Genomic DNA, 21,808 nt, shown 5'->3' with positions numbered 1-21,808 from the left:
TTGCCCCGTGTCCGCAGCCATGGCGCCAGAACCGGGCAAGCCGGCGCCGGCGCCATGGCCGTCAGGTGCGCTTGCGCGAAGCGCGGCTGCTCTTGCCGGCCGGCTTGGCGCCGCCCTTGTGCGTCGAGCCCAGATGCTGCGGTTTGGGCTTGGCGGCGCGCTTGGCCGGCTTGCCGCCGGCCTTGGCGCCATGGCCCACGTGCGGCTTGACCGGCGTCATGACAGCTTCGAACACCGGCTGCTCTTCGATCACGCGGTCCAGCGTTTCGTCGAACGACTCTTCCGGCTTCGAGCTGCCACCCAGCAGCGCGGCCAGCTGACGGCCCTTCTTGCGCGCGGGCACGGCGTGCGCGGCGGGCACGCGCGGCGCGGCATCGACGGTCGGGGCACGGCCACGCAGGTTCTTGGCTGAGGGCTCCTGCACCAGGCGGAAGTCGATCTTTCGCGCATCGAGGTCCACGCGCGAAACCTGCACGCGAACGCGGTCGGTGAGACGGTAGCGGATGCCGGTACGCTCGCCGCGCAGCTCATTGCGCGCTTCGTCGTACTGGAAGTAATCGCTGCCCAGCTCGGTGACATGGACCAGGCCTTCGACGTAGAGCTCGTCGAGCTGCACGAAGATGCCGAACGAGGTGACCGAGCTGATGGTGCCCGAATACTCGCTGCCAAGCTTGTCGCGCATGAAGTAGCACTTGAGCCAGGCTTCCACATCGCGCGAGGCCTCATCGGCGCGACGCTCGTTGGCCGAGCAGTGCAGGCCGAGCTCGTCCCAGATGGCTTCGTTGCGCTGCGCGCGCGCGGCGCTGCGCTCTGCCTTCTCGGCAGCATCCTTGGCCTGCATGCGGCGCGCCTTGGGCGCGATCGCGGTGTTCAGCGCGGTGCCCGGGGCGAATGCCGGCCGGTACTTGGTATGGGCCAGCACGGCCTTGATGGCGCGGTGCGTGAGCAAGTCCGGGTAACGGCGGATCGGGCTGGTGAAGTGGGCGTAAGCCTCGTACGACAAGCCGAAGTGGCCGATGTTGTCCGGGCTGTAGACCGCCTGCTGCATCGAGCGCAGCAGCATGGTCTGCAGCATCGGCGCGTCGGGACGGCTCTTGATCTTGTCCATCACGTCCGCGTAGTCGCCCGCCTGCGGCTTGTCGCCACCGGCCAGCGAAAGCCCGACGGTGCGCAGGAACTCGCGCAGGTTCTTCAGCTTTTCCTCGCCCGGGCCGGCGTGGATCCGGTACAGCGTGGGATGCTTGAAGCGTTCGAGGAAGTCGGCGGCGCACACGTTGGCGGCCAGCATGCATTCCTCGATCAGGCGGTGGGCATCGTTGCGGGTGCGCGGCAGGATCTGCTCGATCTTGCCCTGCGCATTGCAGACGATGTAGGTTTCGGTGGTATCGAAGTCGATCGCGCCACGCTCGCGCCGCGCCTTGAGCAGGACCTGGAACAACTCGTACAGGTTCTGCAGGTGCGGCACCAGGTCGGCACGCTTGTGCGCCTCCGGGCCCTTGGTGTTGGACAACACCGACCAGACCTCGTTATAGGTCAGGCGCGCCGCCGAATGCATCACGGCGGGATAGAACTGATAGCCCTTGAGCTCGCCCTTGGCGGTGATCACCGCATCGCACACCATGCACAGGCGGTCGACTTGCGGGTTCAGCGAGCACAGGCCGTTGGAGAGCTTTTCCGGCAGCATCGGGATGACGCGGCGAGGGAAGTACACCGAGGTGGCACGATCCAGCGCATCGGCGTCGAGCGCCGTGCCTGGGCGCACGTAGTGCGACACATCGGCGATTGCCACCACCAGGCGCCAGCCCTTCGAGCGGCCGATCTTGACGGGTTCGCAGTAGACAGCGTCGTCGAAGTCGCGCGCGTCTTCGCCGTCGATCGTCACCAGCGGCACGTCGCGCAGGTCGATGCGGTGCTCCAGGTCGGACTCGCGCACCTCGTCGGGCAGGCCGGCGGCTTCCTTGGCGCAGGCATCCGAGAATTCATGCGGCACGCCGTACTTGCGCACGGCGATTTCGATTTCCATGCCGGGATCGTCGAAGTCGCCTAGCACTTCCACCACACGGCCCACGGGCTGCACGTAACGATCCGGGTAGTCGATGATCTCGACGCTGACCACCTGCCCGACTTGCGCCTTGCCTTGCGATTTCGGCGGGATCAGGATGTCCTGGCTGATGCGCTTGTCTTCGGGCGCCACCACCAGCACGCCGCCTTCGCTCAGCAGGCGGCCGATCACGTAGCGGTTGGCGCGCTCGAGGATCTCGACGATCTGGCCTTCGGGCCGGCCGCGCCGGTCGTAGCCGATCACGCGCACCTGGGCGCGGTCGTTGTGCATGGCCTTCTGCAGCTCGCGCTCCGGCAGGAAGATGTCGTCATCGCCATCGTCGCGGATCAGGAAGCCGAAGCCATCGCGGTGGCCCTGCACACGGCCGACCACAAAGTTAGGCTGGTTGGCCAGCTCGTAGCGGCCCTTGCGGTTGAGTTCGATCTGGCCGTCGCGCTCCATGGCGGCGAGGCGTTTCTGGAAGCCGTCGTGTTCTTTGCGCGTGACAGCGAGCGCCTTGGCGATATCGCCGCCCGACAAGGGCGACCCCGACGTCCGCAGGACACCAAGGATTTCTTCCCGACTAGGGATCGGATAGTTATTCTGATTCAATTTTTTCTAGAATTATTTGACAAACAATTTGCGGTCGCTATAATGAGCGCTTCGGTTGTTTCGACGCCCGCCCAGGTGGCGAAATTGGTAGACGCACTAGGTTCAGGTCCTAGCGGTGGCAACACTGTGGAGGTTCGAGTCCTCTCCTGGGCACCAGATCAAACGGAAAACCCGCAGCGCTTTCGAGCCCTGCGGGTTTTTTGTTTTCCGGCGTCTGATCTTGCAACTTGGCACTCCCGATTCGATATTGGCGCGACTGCGCGACTTAACAATTGACTAAATACCAGTCGCAGCAACGACCGCCCCGGGGTGTGGAATCCGTTCTTGCCTATAGAGGCAGAAGCATCCACACGGCCTGGCGCTCACACGAACTGCCAGGGCGCGGCCGGAGCAGCAGCCGACTGCTGCGCTGCGGGTGAGTGTATCAGTTTCAGTGGCGCTCCCGGCATTCTTCCGCCATTCGCACGCGGGAATGTCGCGTTTTCCGATGTTTTCGGGCGCAAACCCCCTATTGCTGCGGGCGTATGCCACACCGGCATGCCTGCGTGGCCCGCCAGTCGCTTGACAGCGATGGCCATCTGTAACTAACATGGTTTCATATCGCCTCACCCACCATGACCACCAGCAGCCGATTCGCCGTCGCCGTCCATATCCTCACCTTGCTGGCCAGCGCCGCGGAGCCCTTGCCGTCGTCGCTGATCGCGGGCAGCGTGGGCACGAACCCGGTCCTGATCCGCCGCCTGGTCAGCCAGTTGGCCGAGGCGGGGCTGGTGAGCACGGTGATGGGGAGCAACGGCGGCGCCTCGCTGGCGCGCGCGGCGGCATCGATCACGTTGCTCGATGTGTTCCGTGCGGTGGAGTCGGCCACGCTGATCGCGCCGCACCACAGCGTGCCCAATCCGGCGTGCATGGTGGGACGGGAAATTACCGGCGCGCTGAAGCACGCCGCGGACCGCGCCCAGGCCGCGATGGATGGTGCGCTGGCAGAGATCACGATTGCCGGCATGCTCGCCGACGTGGAGCGTGCAGCGCGGCAACGCAAGCCGTAAAAAATTTTTATCCCGATATGTAACTGGAATAGTTTCATATCGATATTCAACAGCGCAACAAAGGAGTCAACATGAAGATCGCAATCATCGGCGCCACCGGCCGTGTCGGCACCCGCCTCATCGACGAAGCCCTGAGCCGCGGCCACACGGTCACCGCCATCGCGCGCCAGGCCGACAAGCTGGCCGCGCGGCCGGGCCTCGCCACGATCAATGCAGATGTCGCGGACACCGAGGCCCTGGCGGCCGCCATCGCCGGCCACAACGTGGCAATCAGCACGGTACGTTTCCTGCAGACCACGGCGAAACAGATCACCTCCGCGGTCAAGGGCGCCGGCGTGCCCCGCCTGCTGGTGGTGGGCGGCGCGGGCAGCCTCTATGTCGCACCGGGCGCGCAACTGGTCGATATGCCGCAGTTCCCGGAAGCCTACAAGGCGGAGGCCCTGGCCGGACGCGACTTCCTCAACGCCCTGCGCAACGAGACAGCGATCGACTGGACCTTCCTGTCCCCCGCAGCCCTGTTCGAGCCGGGCACGCGCACAGGCAAATTCCGCGTGGGCGAGGAGACGCTGCTCTCCGACGCCAGCGGCAAGAGCTGGATCTCGATGGAGGACTATGCCATCGCCATGATCGACGAAGTGGAAAAACCGGCGCACTCGCGCCAGCGCTACACGGTTGCTTACTGAGCAGGAAACGCGCCGCAACGGCGGGGGTAGCGGCAAGCCGCCCTCGCCTGTTCTTCAGCCGTGCGGCAAGGGGGCTGCTGGCATAGCCGCGTCACCGCATCGGGAATCAGGCCTGCGAGCTGCCGGCGGCGTGCTTGCCGCGCTTGAGCCAGGCCGCCAGGTTGTGAGGACGCAGCGTGTCGTACTCTTCGAACGGCTGGTGAATCCAGGGATTCGTCGGCAGGAAAGTCACGTGGTAGTCCGGCTTGACCTTGGAGCAGGCCTTGTACCACAGCACGGACGAACGCACTTCCGTCACGGCGGGATAGCGCTCCTGCAGATGGCGGCCCACGCGCTCCAGCGTAACGCCGGAATCCACCAGGTCATCGACCAGCAGGATCTTGCCGGAGAGGTCGCCCTTGGTCATCGTGATGTACTGCGCGATATCGAGGTCGCCCTGCTGCGTGCCCGCTGCCTCGCGGTAGCTGCTGGTGGCGAGGATGGCGAGAGGCACATCGAAGATACGGGACATCTGGTCGCCAACGCGCAGGCCGCCACGGGCCAGGCACAGGATCTTGTCGAACTTCCAGCCCGACTCGTGGACGTTAAGCGCCAGGCGCGCGATCAGGCTGTGGTAGTCGTCCCACGAGATCCACAGGTTCTCTTCGTCGTTCGATGGCAGGGTCATGATTTCTTTAGCTCTTCGGCTTTAGGCATAAGGTCTGTCGACCGATAAAGTTTCGGCCCGCTTGCGCGGGCCGATTTGCTCTTGTGCAGCTGCCGTCTTTTAGCCGGCGCAGCTTCGTTCAGCCGCGCGGCGCCATTACTGGCAAGACAGCATCAGGCCACGTACGGGTGACGCAGCAGGATGGTTTCGTCACGGTCCGGGCCGGTCGAGATCATGTCGATCGGGATGCCGACCACTTCCTCGACGCGCTTCAGGTAGGTGCGAGCCTGTTCCGGCAGCGCATCCCAGGCCTTCACGCCGAAGGTGGATTCGTTCCAGCCAGGGAATTCCTCGTACACCGGCACGCAGCGCGCCACGGCATCCGAGCCACGCGGCAGGATATCGACGGTCTTGCCATCCAGCTCATAGCCCACGCACAGCTTGAGGGTTTCAAGGCCATCCAGCACGTCGAGCTTGGTCATGCAAAGACCCGACACGCCGTTGATCTGCACCGAGCGCTTGAGCGCGGCGGCATCGAGCCAGCCGGTACGACGCGGTCGCCCGGTCACCGAGCCGAATTCCTTGCCAACGTTGGCCAGCCGCACGCCCACCGGGTCCTGGCGCTTGGGGTTGTCGTTGTCGTACAGTTCGCTGGGGAACGGGCCTGCGCCCACGCGGGTGCAGTAGGCCTTGGTGATGCCCAGGATGTAGTTCAGGCGGCCCGGGCCAACACCAGCGCCGGCGGCGGCCGCACCGGCCACGCAGTTGCTGGAAGTGACGAACGGATAAGTGCCGTGGTCAACGTCGAGCAGCGTGCCTTGCGCGCCTTCGAACATCAGGTTGCCGCCGGCAGCATTGACCGCGTAAAGCTCGGCCGACACATCGGCCACCATCGGGGCCAGGCGCGGCGCGTAGGCCAGCATTTCGTCCAGGGTCTGCTGGAAGTCGACCGCTTGCGCGCCCAGGTACTGGGTCAGCATGAAGTTATGCAGGTCGAGGTTCTCGCGCAGCTTCTCGGCGAAGCACTTGGGATCGAACAGGTCCTGCACGCGCAGCGCGCGGCGGGCCACCTTGTCTTCGTAGGCAGGGCCGATGCCGCGGCCGGGGGGGGGGGGGGGGGCGTGTCCGCCGTGCCGATCTTGTCGGCACCACGGCGCACTTCACGGGCCTTGTCGATGGCCACGTGGTACGGCAGGATCAGCGTGGTCGCTTCGGAAATGCGCAGGCGGTTCTGCACCTGCAGGCCGGCGGTTTCCAGTTCCTCGATCTCACGGAACAGCGCCTCCGGCGACAGCACGACGCCGTTGCCGATGTAGCAGATCGTGCCTTCACGCATGATGCCCGAAGGGATCAGGCGCAGGATGGTCTTCTTGCCGCCGATGATGAGCGTGTGGCCCGCATTGTGGCCGCCCTGGAACCGCACCACGCCCTTTGCATGATCGGTAAGCCAATCGACGATTTTTCCCTTGCCTTCGTCACCCCATTGGGTGCCGATCACGACGACATTGCGTCCCTGGCTTACTGCAGAAGCGGACATGTTGATTTTGGTCAGTGGGTTAAAAACGTATTTTACTCTCGTTGCAGGTCAACTCCCCGATTTTGGGGAGATCGGCCTGCAACGCGGGGGAATTCCGCGGCCTGGCGCTTGCGCTCAGGCCCCGGCGCTGCGTGGAATCACCGTCCAGCCGCCATCCTGGCGGACCAGTTGGCGGTCGCAGTTGAACTCGTCGAGCTGGTGCGTGTGCCCCGGCAGCGACTGGATGACGATCTCGCCGGCAGCGCGCAGCGCGTTGATCGCGGCACGCAAGGCAGGATCCGCATCCCACGGCGCGAAAATGGCAAAAGCACGCACTTCCAGCGGAGAAAGCGAGGCAACTTCGCGCAAATCCAGCGAAAAACCGGTTGCCGGCCGCGCGCGGCCAAAGGCCTCGCCGACCTTGTCATAGCGGCCACCGCGCGCCACGTAGTTGGGCAAGCCCGCCACATAGGCAGTAAACATCACGCCGCTGTGATAGTGGTAACCGCGCAGGTCGGACAGGTCGATATTGACGCTCGCCCCGCTCACTTCCGCGGCCAGTGCCGCCAGTTCGTCCAGCGCACGGCCAATCGCCGGGCTCGCCGGCAGCGTCGCGCGGGCGCGCTCGATCACCTCCACGCCGCCGTACAACGTCGGAAGCGCCAGCAGCGCATCGCGCTCGGCCTGCGGCATGCCTTCAGTCAGCTCACGCAGCGCCGACACATCCTTGGTTTCCAGGGCCGCAAACAGCACATCTTCGATCTTGCGGCTGGACGGCAAGCCGTCCAGCAAGGCCTCCAGGATGCCCGCGTGGCAAAGATCGAGGCGGATCTCGGTCAGGCCGGCAACCTGCAGCGCGGCCAGCATCAGGGCCTGGATTTCCACATCCGCTTCCAGGCCGGCGTGGCCGTAGATCTCCGCGCCAACCTGGATCGGCTCGCGGGTTGCGCGAAAGCCGGCCGGGCGAGCGTGCAGCACATTGCCTGCGTAGCACAGCCGGGTCACGCCGGAGCGGTTCAGCAAGTGGGCATCGATGCGGGCGACTTGCGGGGTAATGTCGGCGCGCAGGCCCATGGTGCGGCCGGAGAGCTGGTCGACTAGCTTGAGCGTGCGCAGGTCGAGGTCGTGCCCGGTCCCGGTGAGCAGCGATTCCAGGTATTCCAGCATCGGCGGCATGACCAGCTCGTAGCCGTAGGTGCGGAACAAGTCCAGCATGCGGCGGCGCAGTTCTTCGATCTTGCGGGCCTCCGACGGCAGCACGTCGGCGATGTTTTCGGGCAGGAGCCAGTGATTGGACATGGTAAATCTCTTCACTTCACACAGTTGCCGGGGGCCTTGAGCCACCCGTTGAAATTCGGCCCCGCCGCGCGCTGTGCCGGGAGCGCCAGCCGCAAGCGGGGAGCCAGTCACCTGGCATGGCGGATGAGACGGCAGCGACGCCCCTCAGGCGCCTCTCTTGCCGCCCCTCCAGCCGGACAAAACCCCGGCAAGCCGGGGTTTTGTCGAAGCGCCTGGCGGATGGAGCCGCCTAGCTTAGCGACGGCTCGCCGGTGGCGCTGCCGCCGGCGCCGCTGCGCCGCCCGACGACCGCATATAGCGGAAGAAGTCGGAATTGGGCTCCAGCACCAGCACGTCGCGCTTGTCGCGGAACGTATTGCGGTAAGCCTCCATGCTGCGCCAGAACTGCGCAAACTGGGGATCCCGGCCAAACGATTCGGCATAGATCTGCGATGCGCGGGCATCGCCCTCGCCCTTGATCTTCTGCGCATCGCGGTAAGCCTCCGCCAGCACGACTTCACGCTGACGATCGGCATCGGCGCGAATCTTCTCGCCCTCGGCCGCGCCGGTGGAGCGCAGCTCGTTGGCCACGCGCTTGCGCTCGGCTTCCATGCGGCGATACACCGATTCGCTGATTGCGGGCAGCAGGTCGACACGCTTGAGGCGCACGTCGATGATCTCGACGCCAACGGACTGCGCGTAGTCAGCCATCGCGGAGCGGATATTCTGCATCACCTTCTCGCGCTCGCCAGCCACAAGCTCCGCCACCGTGCGTTTGCCGAATTCCTCGCGGGCAACGGAGTCGATACGCTGGGTCATGCGGTCCTGCGCGCCGCGGATGTTGCCATTGAAGGCCACGTAGAACTTGCGCGGATCAGTGATGCGCCATTTGACGAACCAGTCCACCACCATGCTCTTCTTCTCGGCCGTGAGAAAGCGCTCCGAAGCGGCCACGTCGATCGTCAGCAGGCGTCGATCCATGAAAATCACGTTCTGCAGCGGCGGCGGCAACTTGAAGTGCAGGCCCGGCTCGTTCACTACCTGCTTGATCTGGCCAAAGGCGAACACCACGGCGTACTGACGCTGGTCCACCACGAACACCATCGAGGAGCCGATCGCCAGCACGATGAAGAGGCCGATTACTACGGAAATCAGTCGGTTCATGTCGGGTCTCCTCAGCGCGAATCGCGGTCACGGTTGCGCAACAGCTCGCGCGACCGGTTATCGCCGCTGGCATCGGGCGCGGGAGACGTGCCGCTGCCCGCGGCAGGCGCCTGCGCGGTGCCGGAAGCCGGCGCGCGCGCATCCACCGCCGACTGCGACATCAGCTTGTCCAGCGGCAGGTAGAGGAGATTGTTGCCCTGGCGTGAATCCACCAGCACCTTGGTCGAATTGGTATAGATCTGCTGCATGGTCTCGATATAGATGCGATCACGCGTCACCTGCGGAGCCTTGGCATACTCGGCCTGGACCTGGCGGAAACGCGAGGCATCGCCTTCAGCCTGGGCGGTCACTCGCGCCTTGTAGGCTTCGGCTTCTTCGTTCAGGCGCGCGGCGGTACCCTTGGCGCGTGGAATCACGTCATTGGCGTAGGCCTGGCCTTCGCTGATGGCGCGTTCGCGGTCCTGGCTGGCCTTGTTGACATCGTCAAAGGCTGCCTGGACCTGCTCGGGCGGCTGCACGCTCTGCACGTTGACGGAAATCACGCGGATGCCGGTCTTGTACGCGGTCAGGATCGACTGGATCGACTTGGCCAGGTTCTGGGCAATCTGTTCACGGTTCTCATAGAGCACCGCGTCCATCTTGTTGCGCCCGACGATCTCGCGCACCGAGGTCTCGGCAGCCTGGGTCACCAGTTCTTCGTCGCCACCACGGTCGGTCTTGTTGTAGAACAGGAATTCGCTCGCGTCCTGGATGTCGTACTGCACCGTGAAGCGGACGTCGATGATGTTCTCGTCCTGCGTCAGCATCGACGCGTCCTTCAGGTTGCTGTCCTTGATCGAGGTGGAACGGCCCACTTCAACCGAGCGCACGCCCGACAGGTTGACGATTTCGGCGGACTGGATCGGGTACGGCAGGCGCCAGTTGATACCCGGGCCCGTCGTGTACTTGAACTTGCCGAACTGGAGGATAACGGCGGTCTGGCCTTCCTGCACCATGAAGAAACCGCTGGCCAGCCAGATGCCGACCGCGGCGATCACCACCACGCCCGCGCCGATCCCCGAGCCTTTGCCCGGCGTGCGCGCGCCGCCGCCAAAGCCCTGGTTGCCGCCACCGCCATTTTCCTTGCGGCCAAGCAGGCCGTTCAGGCGACGGTTGAAATCGCGCCAGAGCTCGTCGAGGTCGGGCGGGCCTTCCTGAGGCGGACGTTGGTTTTGCTGGCGATTGTTGTCGCGGCTATCCTTGTCCTTGTCTTTGTCTTCGTCATCCGGGCCGCCCCTGCCCCAACGGGGATCGTTCAAAGACAGGATCGCGCGCAAACGCTGCCAGGCCGTTCGCGACGGTGCATGGCCGCCGTTGCGGCCACCTGCGCGGCTGCCAAAGGCATGGCTCGATTCAGAATTCCGGGGAAACAGGGGCATGAAGTGCACGGGTCCGGGATAGTTGGAACAAGGGGATTCTAACAGTCATCGACGCCACTTTTACCCATTTGGGGCAATCTGGCTGCGATTTCCGTCGAACTGACTCACTGCGTGTCGGGTTCTTCCGGATCCGCCCGGGTGTCATCGCCGTCAAGATCGTTGTCGAGATCGTCATCCGGGTAAGGCTGCGCGTCTGCAAGGCGCGGATCCAGCGGGGGGCGCTCCGGCGGGCGCTCGGCCAGCCAGCGCGCCACTTCCACCAGCGCCTCGCGCAAGGCATCCAGGCCAATGCCGTCGCGCGCGCTGACAAACACGCGGGTCGGCACACCCTCCTCGTTGCGCTCCACGCGGGGGCCCTGCTCGAGCAGTTCCGGCGAGGCGTCGATCTTGTTCATCACCACGATCTGCGGGATGTCGTCGGCATTGATTTCGGCCAGCACACGGTTGACCTGCTCGATCTGCTCATGGCGTACCGGGCTGGAAGCATCGACCACATGTAGCAGCAGGTCCGCGTGCACGGTCTCCTCCAGCGTGGCGCGGAACGCGGCCACCAGCTGGGTCGGCAGGTCGCGGATGAAGCCCACGGTATCCGACAGCACCACGTTGCCCACGCCTTCCAGGTACAGCCGGCGCGAAGTGGTATCCAGCGTGGCAAACAACTGGTCGGCAGCGTAGGCCCGAGCCTTGGTGAGGGCGTTGAACAACGTCGACTTGCCAGCATTGGTATAGCCGACCAGCGAGATGCTCAAGGTGTCGTTGCGCGCGCGCGCGCGCCGCTGGGTGCTGTGCTGACGCTGCAGTCGCGTCAGGTCAGCTTTCAGCCGCTTGGCGCGCTCGTCCAGCAGGCGGCGATCGAGCTCGAGCTGGCGCTCGCCCGGGCCGCCACGCATGCCAATGCCCCCCTTCTGCCGCTCCAGGTGGCTCCAGGCGCGGACCAGCCGCGAGGCCTGGTACTGGACCTGGGCGAGTTCGACCTGCACCTTGCCGACGTGGCTCTGCGCCCGCTGGCCGAAGATGTCCAGGATCAGCCCGGTACGGTCGATGACATGGCGCTGCAGAAAGCGCTCGAGATTGCGTTGCTGGGCGGGGCTGAGCGAGTGGTTGAATACCACCACGTCGGCATCGAGTGCATCGGCGGCCTCCTTCAGTTCCTCCGCCTTGCCGGAACCGATGAACAACGCCGGGTCGGGACGGGACCTGCGTCCGGTCAGCGTGTGCACCGGCGTGGAACCGGCGGTCGACGTCAGCAACGCCAGCTCGCTCAGGCTTTCCTGGAAATCATGCTTGCCGAAATCGACACCAACGAGGATGGCGCGGGAAGACTCGGAATTGGAAGTGGCTCTAGATTGCAAACGGGAGGATCGCGAAACGCGAGAAAGGAGAACGGGTTGGGGGCTACCGGGAGGCAGCGGCTGGCGCCGTTAGGCAGGAGCCCTGGCCTGGGGAGACCTTGAGGCGGGGGCGCTGTCCGTGGCGGAATGCACCAGGGTGAAGCATGTCCGTGCCCGTGGCCACTTTGCAGCCAGGATGGGTTGGCGTCTTTTGGTGTCGCGCCGGAGCATCTGGCCCCTGCGCGACACCGGCACTGGCGGCCGTGTCGTGGTACGACAGGCCCGCCGGAAAACTGCGGTGCTATCCGCGAATGATCAGCCTTCAGCCGTTTCGTCCACGCGGAAATTCACGGCGCGGGCCGGCACGACGGTGGAAATCGCATGCTTGTAGACCATCTGCGTCACGGTGTTGCGCAACAGGACGACGTACTGGTCGAACGACTCGATATTGCCTTGCAGCTTGATGCCATTCACGAGGTAGATGGAAACCGGTACGTGCTCTTTGCGCAGCGCGTTCAGGAACGGGTCTTGTAGCAATTGCCCTTTGTTGCTCATGGCACACTCCAAATTTATAGATTTAGTGATAGATGATGGGGACGGTAATCCCCGATTCAAGTCAAACGGCGCAAACCGCGCCAAAAAAAGATCAAAACGGTACCAAGCTAGCATCGCCTCGCAGGGAACCCCCTGCTACCGTGAATTTAGCCTCAGTTCCAAACGAACGCAAACGAAACTTGCCCGCCCGGACTCCCGTCGACTGACTCAATCCTTCGAGTCGGCATATGGGTTTTTGTTCGTTCTAAATTCGATGCGAAGCGGTGTGCCCTTCAGTTTGAAAGCCGAGCGGAAACGGTTTTCGAGATAGCGCCGATAGGTGTCGGCGATGCCGGAAAGCGAATTGCCGTGCACGATGATAATGGGCGGATTGGACCCACCCTGGTGCGCGTAGCGCAGCTTGGGCCGGGTTGCGCCGACACGCCGCGGCTGCTGGAACTCGACCGCCTCCTGCAGGATCCGCGTGAGCTGCGGCGTGGGCAGCTTGACCATCGCCGCGGCATACGCGTCATCCACCGAGCGCAGCAGCGCGCTGATGCCCGTGCGCTGCTGCGCGGACACAAAGTGGAAGTTGGCGAAGTCCAGGAACTGCAGCTTGCGCTCCAGATCATGCTTGATGCGGTCGCGGCTGTGGCCGTCGAGGCCGTCCCACTTATTGACGCCAACCACCAGCGCCCGCCCGGACTCCACGATGAAGCCGGCGATGTGCGCATCCTGCTCCGACACGTCCTGCTGCGCGTCGAGCAGCAGCACCACGACGTTCGCATCTGCGATCGATTGCAGCGTCTTGACCACCGAGAACTTCTCGATGGCCTCGAACACCTTGCCGCGCTTGCGCAGGCCAGCTGTGTCGATCAGCGTATAGGGCTTGCCGCCACGCTCGAACTCTACATAGATGGCATCCCGCGTGGTGCCAGGCATGTCGAACGCGATCACGCGTTCTTCGCCGATCAGGGTGTTGACCAGCGTGGACTTGCCCACGTTCGGCCGGCCCACGATAGCGATCTTGACGCCGCGCTGAGCGCCCTCGTCTTCCTCGGCGAGTTCCGGGCGCTCTTTCACCGCCAGTTCCAGCGCCTCGTCGACCAGTTCGCGCACGCCGTCGCCGTGGGTCGACGAAATGGCATAGGGGTCGCCCATGCCAAGCTCGTAGAACTCCGACACCACGGTCGTGTACTTCATGCCCTCGGCCTTGTTCACGGCCAGCATGACGCGGCGCCCGGTCTTGCGCAGGTAATCGGCGATCACGCGGTCCTGGGGCGCCAGCCCGAGGCGGCCGTCGACGAGGAAGATCACCACGTCGGCCTCGACCACCGCCTGGCGGGTCTGCTTGGCCATTTCGGCAACGATGCCTTCCTTGGCCACCGGCTCGAAGCCGCCGGTGTCGATGGCGATGAACGGACGTTCACCGATGCGGCCTTCGCCATAGTGGCGATCGCGCGTGAGCCCAGGCAGATCGGCGACAAGCGCGTCGCGCGAACGGGTCATGCGGTTGAATAGCGTCGACTTGCCCACATTGGGACGGCCGACCAGAGCGATAACTGGTTTCATGCAATAAACGGAAATGGGGGCCGGCAGATGCCGCCCCCCAGGAACTCCGGAGTGATATGGGACCGACGGCCAGGCGTCACGCGCCTGGCCACTTTTCCTGTCGGGTGGCCAGGTTTGCATTGCAACCCGACCTCGTTCACGTGCACGGCCAGAAGGGCCGCGCTACCGGATTGGCGCCGCCCGTGCCGACAGGTGCACGGACAGTCGCCATGAATGTCGACCGCCTCAGTCCGGCACGAAGCCATAGAGGTTGCCGTCGCGTGTCTGTACCACCAGCGACGGGCCCGCCACCACCGGCGCAGCGGTAATCTCGCTGCCGTCGGTCTTCAGGCGTGCCACGAACTGGCCGTCCTCGCGCGACAGGAAGTGTACATAGCCTTCGTAATCGCCCGCCACCACCGAACGCCCCACCGCCAGCGGCGTACCGAGACGGCGGTATAGCAGTTGATCGTTCTTCCAGCGTTCCGTGCCGTTCTGGCGGTCAAATGCATGGACCACGGAGCGCTCGTCGCCGGCGTACAGCGAAGTGTCATCCTGCGCGGGGCCGGTCGGCGAAGAGAAATCCTTGCCCCACTGCGGCTGGCCATTGGCCAGCTCAAGGCAGGCGATCCGGCCCTGGAACGTGGTCGCGCAGACCTGGCGGCCATTGACCATGGGCTGGCCGGTCACGTCGTTGAGCCGTTCAATTTCCGACACGCCCTTCGGATAGGAAACCGTGCTCTCCCAGCGCAGCACGCCGTTGCCCGGAGCCAGCACACCCAGCTTGCCGCCGGGGAAGCCCATCACGATGCCGTCGCCGGCAAACACCATGCCCATCGAGGCGCGCAGGTTGAGCGGGGTCTGCGAGCGCTGGTAGATCCAGCGCCGCTCGCCGGTCTGCGCATCCAGGCCAAGCACCCGGGTATCGGTTGTGCGCACGACCACCAGGCCGTTGCCGACCAGCGGCGCGGAGAGAACCTCCCCATTGACCTGCTTCTTCCAGATCTGCTTGCCGCTGGCGTCGAAGGCAAAGACCGCGCCCTTCTCGCCCGCCACCGCCGTGACGGTGCCGTCGCTGCCGGGGCCGGAGGTCAGGTCGATATCGGTCTTGGCCTCCCACAAGGTGCGTCCCGTGACGCCATCGAGCGCCAGCACCTTGCCGCCATTGGAAGATGCATAGACGGTGCCGCCGGAGACGGAGGGTTGCAGCGAGTACGGGCCGCTCTTGCCGACGCTGGCCTTCCATGCCTGGCGCACCGACAACGTCTGGGTGATCGGCTTGAGTTCGACCGGCGTGCGCTTGTCAGCCTTGCTGAACAGCGAGCAGCCGCCCAGGCTGGCGACGCTGGCCGCACAAGCGGCGGCCACCACCAGGCCGCGGACAAAATTGCCGTGTTGCTGGTTCTGGGCCGTGCCGGAAAACAATGACTTCATGAGGTTCCGATCCTGATTTAAGTTGAGGCGCAAGGGTGCGGGCAAGCGGGGCATGCGTGGCATGCGAATCCCGCGGGCCTGTCGGCGAGCCGGGCTAAAACCGCCTTCAGGCGGTGCCCAGCGCGTCAAGCTTGAACTGAATGATCTGGCGCATGGCAGCATCGTTGGCGCTCAGCTTGTCGAGCGCCTTCTGGTAGGCCGAGCGGGCTTCCGGGCGCTTGTCCTGGGCAGCCAGCAGATCGCCCCGGCGGTCCGCATAAAGCGCAACGAACGGTGCCGGCGGCTCGTCCTTGAGCAGTGCCAGGCCCTGGTCGTAGGCCTTCTCGTCAAGCAACACGCCAGCCAGGCGCACGCGCGCCAGGTGAGCATACTCGCCATCGCCGTGGTCGATCGCCCATTGCAACTGGGCCTTCGTACCAGCCAGGTCGCCTGCATCGTACAGCACCTTGGCCGATACCAGCGCGGTCATGGGGCCATAGGCGGTCTTGCCGAACTTTTCCTCGAGGTCGCCGGCGGCGCGCTTGATCCGCTCGACATCGCGGCCCTCGGCAGCCTTGACCACCTGCTCATACAGCAGCGCCGCTTCTCCGGCCTGCTTGCGTTGCCAGTAGTTCCAGCCACTCCAGGCAGCGAAGGCCAGCAAGCCGGCGATCAAGGCCCAGGTCACGGTATTGCCGTACTGGCGCCACCAGGCCTTGAGGCTCTCAAGCTGTTCCTGTTCTTCTAGATCGTAAGCCATGTCGAGGGATCCACCCGCGTTTGTTTGTATGAAGGACCGCGCTCTTGCGATCCGTGGTTCCGATGCTGCCTGCTGACCCGCAGGCTTACTCGCTGGCGCCAACCATGGCGTCGATGATGTGGTCGACCAGCTTTTCAGCCGCAACCGTCACCTGCGCGCCGCCGCCTTCGGCCTGAGCGCCCTGGCGCAGGTCCTTGACCTGTGCCGTACCCGCCACCACCTCATCCTCGCCAATGATAACGGCATAGGCCGCACCGCTACCGTCGGCGCGCTTCATCTGCGACTTGAAGCTGCCGCTCTTGCCGTCGGGCGTGGCATGCAGCAGCACGTCGAGGCCGGCATCACGCAGGCGCTCGGCGATGATCATGGCCTGCTGTCCAGCCGCTTCGCCCTGGTGGACAAGGTACACGTCGGCGCCTTCCGCCTGCGGCACGAGCTTTTCCTCGCGCAGCAGTTCGATGATGCGCTCGATGCCCATCGCCCAGCCACAAGCCGGTGCCGCCTTGCCGCCCATCTGCGCGATCAGCGGATCGTAGCGCCCGCCGCCGGCGATGGTACCCTGCGCGCCGAGTTTGTCGGTGATCCACTCGAACACCGTCAGGTTGTAGTAGTCCAGCCCGCGCACCAGGCGCGGATTGATCTTGAACGGGATGTTGTTGGCCTTGAGCAGGCGCTGCACGCCGTCGAAGTGGGCAAGCGACTCCTCGCCCAGGAAATCGATCAGCTTGGGCGCGTTGCTCGCCATTTCCTGCAGCGCGGGATTCTTGGTATCCAGTACGCGCAGCGGGTTGGTGTACAGGCGGCGCTTGCTGTCTTCGTCAAGAATGTCCTGGAAGCCTTCCAGGTACTTGATCAGTTCTTCGCGGTGCGCGGCGCGCTCTTCAGCCTGGCCCAGCGAATTGAGCTCGAGGCGCACACCGACCAGGCCCAGGTCATCCCACAGGCGCTGGCACATCATGATGATCTCGGCGTCCACATCCGGGCCGGCAAAGCCGAGGGCCTCTGCGCCGAGCTGGTGAAACTGGCGATAGCGCCCGCGCTGGGGACGCTCGTGGCGGAACATCGGGCCGGTGTACCACAGGCGCTTTGGGCCGTCGTACAGCAGGTTGTGCTCGATGCTGGCCCGCACCGCAGCTGCCGTGCCCTCGGGGCGCAGCGTCAGTTGCTCGCCGTTGAGCGCATCGGTGAAGGAATACATTTCCTTCTCGACGATGTCGGTCACCTCGCCGATGCCGCGCACGAACAGCTGCGTGTGCTCAACGATGGGGGTGCGGACCTGCTGGTAGCCGTAGGCACGCAGCATCGCACGCGAGGCGTTCTCGAAATGCTCCCACAGCGGCGCGTCGGCGGGCAGCATGTCGTTCATGCCCTTGACGCCCTGCAGTGCTTTCACTGCCTTGCTCTTGCTCTCTGCCTTGCTGTCAGCAGCCTTGGCGCCATCGCTGGCGGCCGCCGGATTCACGGGTTGGTTCATTGTGTCTTGTCTTTCCCTGTAGCGCCTGGCCGCAACGGCTCAGGCTGCCACCTCATTGCCGGCGCTCCCGGCCTTGTTGCCGTAGTGGGTGCGCACATAATCGTCCACGATCACCTGGAATTCCTCGGCGATGCGATCGCCGCGCAGCGTTTTAACCTTCACGCCGTCGACAAACACCGGCGCCGCCGGCGATTCGCCCGAGCCGGGCAGCGAGATGCCGATATTGGCATGCTTGCTTTCGCCCGGCCCGTTCACGATGCAGCCCATCACGGCCACATCCATTTCTTCCACGCCAGGGTAGGCGGTCTTCCAGGTCGGCATCTGCTCGCGCAGGTAGCTCTGGATGCTGGACGCCAGTTCCTGGAAAGTGGTGCTGGTGGTACGGCCACAGCCCGGGCAGGCAATCACCATCGGGGTGAAGTTGCGCAGGCCCATGGTCTGCAGGATCTCCTGCCCCACGTAGACTTCCTTCTCGCGCGCAGCGCCGGGTTCCGGTGTCAGCGAAATGCGGATGGTGTCGCCGATGCCTTCCTGCAGCAGCACCGACAGCGCGGCGGTGGAGGCCACGATACCCTTGCTGCCCATGCCCGCCTCGGTCAGCCCGAGGTGCAATGCGTAGTCGCAGCGCTTGGTCAGCTCGCGATACACAGCGATCAGCTCCTGCACTTGCGAGACCTTGCACGACAGGATGATCTGGTCACCCGAAAGCCCGATTTCCTCGGCCTTCTTCGCCGACTCGATCGCGGAGGTGATCAACGCTTCGACCATCACGTTCTGCGCCGGCCACGGCTCGGCGCGCAAGGCGTTCTCGTCCATGATGCGCGCCAGCAGCGACTGGTCCAGGCTACCCCAGTTCACGCCGATGCGCACCGGCTTGTCGTAGCGGCAGGCCATTTCGATCATCTGCGCGAATTGCGTGTCGCGCTTGGCGCCCTGCCCCACGTTGCCGGGGTTGATGCGGTACTTCGACAACGCCTGGGCGCAGTCGGGATAATCGCGCAGCAGCGTGTGGCCGTTGTAGTGGAAGTCGCCCACCAGCGGCACGTTCACGCCCATGCGGTCCAGTTGCTCGCGCAGGGCGGGCACCGCAGCCGCGGCTTCCGGCGTGTTGACCGTGATGCGCACGATTTCGGAACCGGCACGCGCCAGCTCCTTGACCTGGATCGCGGTGCCGATGGCGTCCACCGTGTCGGTGTTCGTCATCGATTGCACGCGCACAGGAGCGTCGCCACCGATCGTGACCACGTTGTCGCCCCACACCACGCGCGCCTGGCGCGTTTTGCGGCGGGGCAGCGGGCCGGGCAGCACCGGCATACAAGCCTGTTGATTCATAGCATTACCACCTTGCGATGCGGCGTTGCGCATGGCTGGAGAGACGATGTTCAGGGCAGCGTCAGGCGCGCCACGTTATTGCGGTTGGCCGCCTGCAGGTCGACCGGCGTGCCGTTGCGCGTCAGCGACTCGACGCCCTTGACGTTGCCGATCACGATTTTGTACGGTGGCGTACCGCCGCCGCTGAGATCCTGGCCCGCGCGCGCAGTACCGCCGAGCACGACCTTGCCGCTACGGTCGCGGATCTCGTACCAGGTATCCGATGCGAAACGGATGCGCAGCTCGGCCGCGCCATCCGCCACCGCGGGGGCAGGCACTGCCGCTGAAGCCGCTACCGCGGCCACGGCGGCCGGAGCCGGCGCTGCCGAAGGTGCGGGTGCTGCCGAAGATGCGGGCGCTGCCGAAGGCGCCACCGCCACCGCCACCGGGCCGCTGGCGGGCAGCGACTCGGACGGCGCGGGGGCATCGGAAGCGGCCATCACAGGCGGCAGTGCGGCCGTGACGGTACCGGGCTCGCTGCCTTGCACCGTGGCTTCCGCCGCCGGGGGTGCCGTGAGGGTTTCCTTGCGCGCCTCGATCCATTGCTTGAAGTGGTCCAGCCCGAACAGCACCCCGCCACCGATCACGGCGACCACCAGGGCCAGCCAGATCCACCGGCCGCCCGAGCCACTGGAGCCAAAGCGATTGCGGTCGTCGAAGCTCTCGTTCAGGCCACCTTCGCGACGCATGCCGATTTCCACCACCGGCACAGCCTGCGCGTGGAAACGCGCCAGCAAGGCGTCGATGTCGATCTGGAGCATGCGCGCGTAGGCGCGCATCACGCCCTTGACGAAGGTCACGTCGGGCAGCGCCGCGACGTCGCCCTGCTCGATGGCGGCCAGCTTGTGCGAGGCGACCTTCAGCCGCGCGCTGACATCCTCCAGCGAGAAACGCTGATCATTGCGCGCTTGCGCCAGGCGCTCGCCAATCTCGCGCGCCACCACCTCGCGCCCGGCATCCGCAAGGGCACCCCCCGCATGACCCGTCGCTGCAGTCTGGCCTTCGGCGCGCTCGTGCTCACTCATCCCATGCTCCTTGTTCGTATGCGGTCAACTCACGCGAATCGGGGAAACGGCTGCGCAACTGTGCCACCAGGGCATTCTGCGCCGCGACATCTCCCTGACGGCGGGCAATGCGCGCACCCAGCCAGAGGGATTGCGCGCTGACGAAATTGCTGCTGTTGATGCGGCCGACATACTGCTGGGCACGCTGGTAGTCCCCGCGCTGGTAATACAGCAGCGCCAGATTGTTGTTGGCTACCGGGTTGTTGCGATCGTAGCGCAAGGCGCCGAACAAGCTCTTCTCGGCTGCCTCGCCGTTGCCATTGCGCAGCTGGCAGGCGCCAAGGCTGGTCAGTGCCTTGCCGGGCCCGCTTGCCGAGGGCGCATTGACCGCGCGCTCCAGGTAAGGCACGGCCTCGGCGTAGCGCCCGTTCACGCACAGGAACCAGCCATAGTTGTTCAGCACGTCGCCATCATCGGTGCGCATGGCAAGCGCGCTACGGAAGCTCTCTTCCGCCAGCACGCGCTCGTTCATGTTCATGTAGATCAACGCGCGGATATGGTACGCGTCGACCAGCGTGGGGTCGATGGCAATGGCCTGCTTGGCCTCGTCCAGCGCGACGGTGTACTGTCCGGCTTCAAGGTAGCTGGTAGCCAACTGGAGACGGATGGTGGCACGCCGGCTCAGCTCGGTCTGGTCGGATGCGGTCTGCAACTCGGGCTTGACCGGCGGCGGCAACTGGCACGCGGACAGCAGCGCCAGCCCCATCAGGACCGCAACTATCAGACGGGTCATGCAGGCCGGGCCTCTTGCGGCTGGCCGGCCGCGGGCGCCGCCACGATCGGCGTGATCTTGCCGAACTTGCCGCGCTGGGCCAGGCGGGTACGGTCCTTGACCTCGCCCGCGAGCTGGCCGCAGGCCGCATCGATATCGTCGCCGCGCGTCTTGCGGATGGTGGTGACGATGCCGGCATCCATCAGGACCTGGGCGAAGCGGCGGATCTGCTCGTTGTTCGAGCGCTTGAGGCCCGACTCTGGGAACGGGTTGAACGGGATCAGGTTGAACTTGCAGGGCACGTCGGCCACAAGCTTCAGCAGTTCCCGGGCATGCTCGACACCGTCATTGACGCCATCCAGCATGCAGTATTCGAAGGTGATGAAATCGCGCGGGGCGAATTCCAGGTAGCGGCGGCAAGCCGCCATCAGCTCGGCGAGCGGGTACTTCTTGTTGAGCGGCACCAGCATGTCGCGCAACGGATCGTTGGACGCGTGCAGCGATACCGCCAGCGCCACGGGCAAATCCTTGGCCAGCCGGTCCATCATCGGCACCACGCCGGAGGTGGACAGCGTCACGCGCCGGCGCGACAGCCCGTAGGCATGGTCGTCCAGCATCAGGCGCATGGCCGGCACAACCTGGTCATAGTTGAGCAGCGGCTCGCCCATGCCCATCATCACCACGTTGGAGATGACGCGGTCGTCCTTGGCACCACGGCCCAGTTGGGCACGCATGGCAAACTCGGCCATCCACAGCTGGCCGATGATCTCGCCAGTGGACAGGTTGCGCGAGAAGCCTTGCTTGCCGGTCGAGCAGAACCGGCAATTGACGGCGCACCCCGCCTGCGAAGACACGCACAGCGTGCCGCGCGTCTCCTCAGGGATGTACACCGTCTCCACCGCATCGCCGGCGCCAACGTCCAGCAACCACTTGCGCGTGCCGTCGGCCGACAGGTTGTCGGTGATGACGGCAGGCGAGCGGATCTCGGCGCGCGTGGCGAGCTTTTCGCGCAGCGACTTGGCGAGATCCGACATGGCATCGAAACGGCTGGCGCCGAACTGGTGAATCCAGCGCTGCAACTGCCGCGCACGAAACGGCTTCTCGCCGAGCTCTCCGCAATAGGCGGTAAGCGCGTCCGCATCCAGATCGAGCAGGTTGACGAGAGTGTTCATGACGACAGTATCAACTTCT

General features: G+C 65.0%; 17 protein-coding genes, 1 tRNA gene and 1 pseudogene. 3 read left to right on the top strand and 16 right to left on the bottom strand.

Features of this window, described 5'->3' with window-relative positions:
- Positions 1 to 61: 61 nt before the first annotated feature.
- A complete protein-coding gene (gene rnr / locus AC1RWI_RS19220; protein WP_043347419.1) occupies positions 62 to 2,653 on the bottom strand; it encodes a ribonuclease R in 2,592 nt (863 codons plus the stop codon).
- A 69-nt stretch (positions 2,654 to 2,722) separates the two neighbouring features.
- Between rnr and AC1RWI_RS19215 the strand changes: the two genes are divergently transcribed.
- The 3 genes from AC1RWI_RS19215 to AC1RWI_RS19205 all read left to right on the top strand — a co-directional run bounded on the left by AC1RWI_RS19215 (position 2,723) and on the right by AC1RWI_RS19205 (position 4,385).
- Positions 2,723 to 2,809, top strand: a tRNA-Leu gene (locus AC1RWI_RS19215).
- Positions 2,810 to 3,267: 458 nt separating this feature from the next.
- On the top strand, positions 3,268 to 3,702 hold the full coding sequence (locus AC1RWI_RS19210; protein WP_043347423.1) for an Rrf2 family transcriptional regulator: 435 nt from the start codon (positions 3,268 to 3,270) through the stop codon (positions 3,700 to 3,702).
- Between the two features lie 71 nt (positions 3,703 to 3,773).
- On the top strand, positions 3,774 to 4,385 hold the full coding sequence (locus AC1RWI_RS19205) for an NAD(P)-dependent oxidoreductase (protein ID WP_492868039.1): 612 nt from the start codon (positions 3,774 to 3,776) through the stop codon (positions 4,383 to 4,385).
- Positions 4,386 to 4,491: 106 nt separating this feature from the next.
- On the opposite strand, the gene AC1RWI_RS19200 is transcribed toward AC1RWI_RS19205, so the two are convergent.
- From AC1RWI_RS19200 to rlmN, 15 genes and pseudogenes are all read right to left on the bottom strand, one after another.
- The gene (locus tag AC1RWI_RS19200) at positions 4,492 to 5,052 is read right to left on the bottom strand and encodes a phosphoribosyltransferase (RefSeq protein ID WP_043347431.1); all 561 of its coding nucleotides are present in this window, start codon (positions 5,050 to 5,052) and stop codon (positions 4,492 to 4,494) included.
- A 152-nt stretch (positions 5,053 to 5,204) separates the two neighbouring features.
- Positions 5,205 to 6,568: pseudogene (locus AC1RWI_RS19195) on the bottom strand (adenylosuccinate synthase).
- A 114-nt stretch (positions 6,569 to 6,682) separates the two neighbouring features.
- A complete protein-coding gene (locus tag AC1RWI_RS19190; RefSeq protein WP_043347438.1) occupies positions 6,683 to 7,846 on the bottom strand; it encodes an ATP phosphoribosyltransferase regulatory subunit in 1,164 nt (387 codons plus the stop codon).
- Between the two features lie 234 nt (positions 7,847 to 8,080).
- Complete coding sequence (hflC, locus tag AC1RWI_RS19185; protein ID WP_441640352.1) at positions 8,081 to 8,989, bottom strand: protease modulator HflC; 909 nt, start codon at positions 8,987 to 8,989, stop codon at positions 8,081 to 8,083.
- 11 nt (positions 8,990 to 9,000) lie between these two features.
- Positions 9,001 to 10,407, bottom strand: a complete 1,407-nt coding sequence (gene hflK, locus AC1RWI_RS19180; protein ID WP_492868036.1) for an FtsH protease activity modulator HflK — start codon at positions 10,405 to 10,407, stop codon at positions 9,001 to 9,003.
- Positions 10,408 to 10,511: 104 nt separating this feature from the next.
- Positions 10,512 to 11,759: a GTPase HflX gene (hflX, locus tag AC1RWI_RS19175; RefSeq protein ID WP_043347447.1), complete on the bottom strand. Its 1,248-nt coding sequence runs from the start codon at positions 11,757 to 11,759 to the stop codon at positions 10,512 to 10,514.
- Between the two features lie 294 nt (positions 11,760 to 12,053).
- Entirely contained in the window at positions 12,054 to 12,293 is a 240-nt protein-coding gene (gene hfq / locus AC1RWI_RS19170) for an RNA chaperone Hfq (protein WP_006157757.1), read from the bottom strand.
- A 207-nt stretch (positions 12,294 to 12,500) separates the two neighbouring features.
- Positions 12,501 to 13,844: a ribosome biogenesis GTPase Der gene (der, locus tag AC1RWI_RS19165; RefSeq protein WP_043347450.1), complete on the bottom strand. Its 1,344-nt coding sequence runs from the start codon at positions 13,842 to 13,844 to the stop codon at positions 12,501 to 12,503.
- Between the two features lie 225 nt (positions 13,845 to 14,069).
- Positions 14,070 to 15,257, bottom strand: a complete 1,188-nt coding sequence (bamB, locus tag AC1RWI_RS19160; protein WP_052494621.1) for an outer membrane protein assembly factor BamB — start codon at positions 15,255 to 15,257, stop codon at positions 14,070 to 14,072.
- Between the two features lie 106 nt (positions 15,258 to 15,363).
- A complete protein-coding gene (locus AC1RWI_RS19155; protein WP_043347453.1) occupies positions 15,364 to 15,996 on the bottom strand; it encodes a YfgM family protein in 633 nt (210 codons plus the stop codon).
- Positions 15,997 to 16,081: 85 nt separating this feature from the next.
- Positions 16,082 to 17,362 (bottom strand): histidine--tRNA ligase, encoded by a 1,281-nt coding sequence (gene hisS / locus AC1RWI_RS19150; protein WP_492868057.1) that lies wholly within the window; start codon positions 17,360 to 17,362, stop codon positions 16,082 to 16,084.
- A 147-nt stretch (positions 17,363 to 17,509) separates the two neighbouring features.
- Entirely contained in the window at positions 17,510 to 18,802 is a 1,293-nt protein-coding gene (gene ispG / locus AC1RWI_RS19145; RefSeq protein WP_492868033.1) for a flavodoxin-dependent (E)-4-hydroxy-3-methylbut-2-enyl-diphosphate synthase, read from the bottom strand.
- 50 nt (positions 18,803 to 18,852) lie between these two features.
- Entirely contained in the window at positions 18,853 to 19,866 is a 1,014-nt protein-coding gene (locus AC1RWI_RS19140) for a RodZ domain-containing protein (protein WP_043347465.1), read from the bottom strand.
- On the bottom strand, positions 19,859 to 20,638 hold the full coding sequence (gene pilW / locus AC1RWI_RS19135; RefSeq protein WP_492868031.1) for a type IV pilus biogenesis/stability protein PilW: 780 nt from the start codon (positions 20,636 to 20,638) through the stop codon (positions 19,859 to 19,861). The genes AC1RWI_RS19140 and pilW overlap by 8 nt, the downstream gene beginning before the upstream one ends.
- Positions 20,635 to 21,789, bottom strand: coding sequence for a dual-specificity RNA methyltransferase RlmN (rlmN, locus tag AC1RWI_RS19130; protein ID WP_006157748.1), 1,155 nt, complete (start codon positions 21,787 to 21,789; stop codon positions 20,635 to 20,637). The genes pilW and rlmN overlap by 4 nt, the downstream gene beginning before the upstream one ends.
- Between the last annotated feature and the right edge of the window lie 19 nt (positions 21,790 to 21,808).

Source organism: Cupriavidus sp. MPR-AND1C (assembly GCF_058809705.1).
This window is presented reverse-complemented; position numbering and strand designations above follow the sequence as displayed.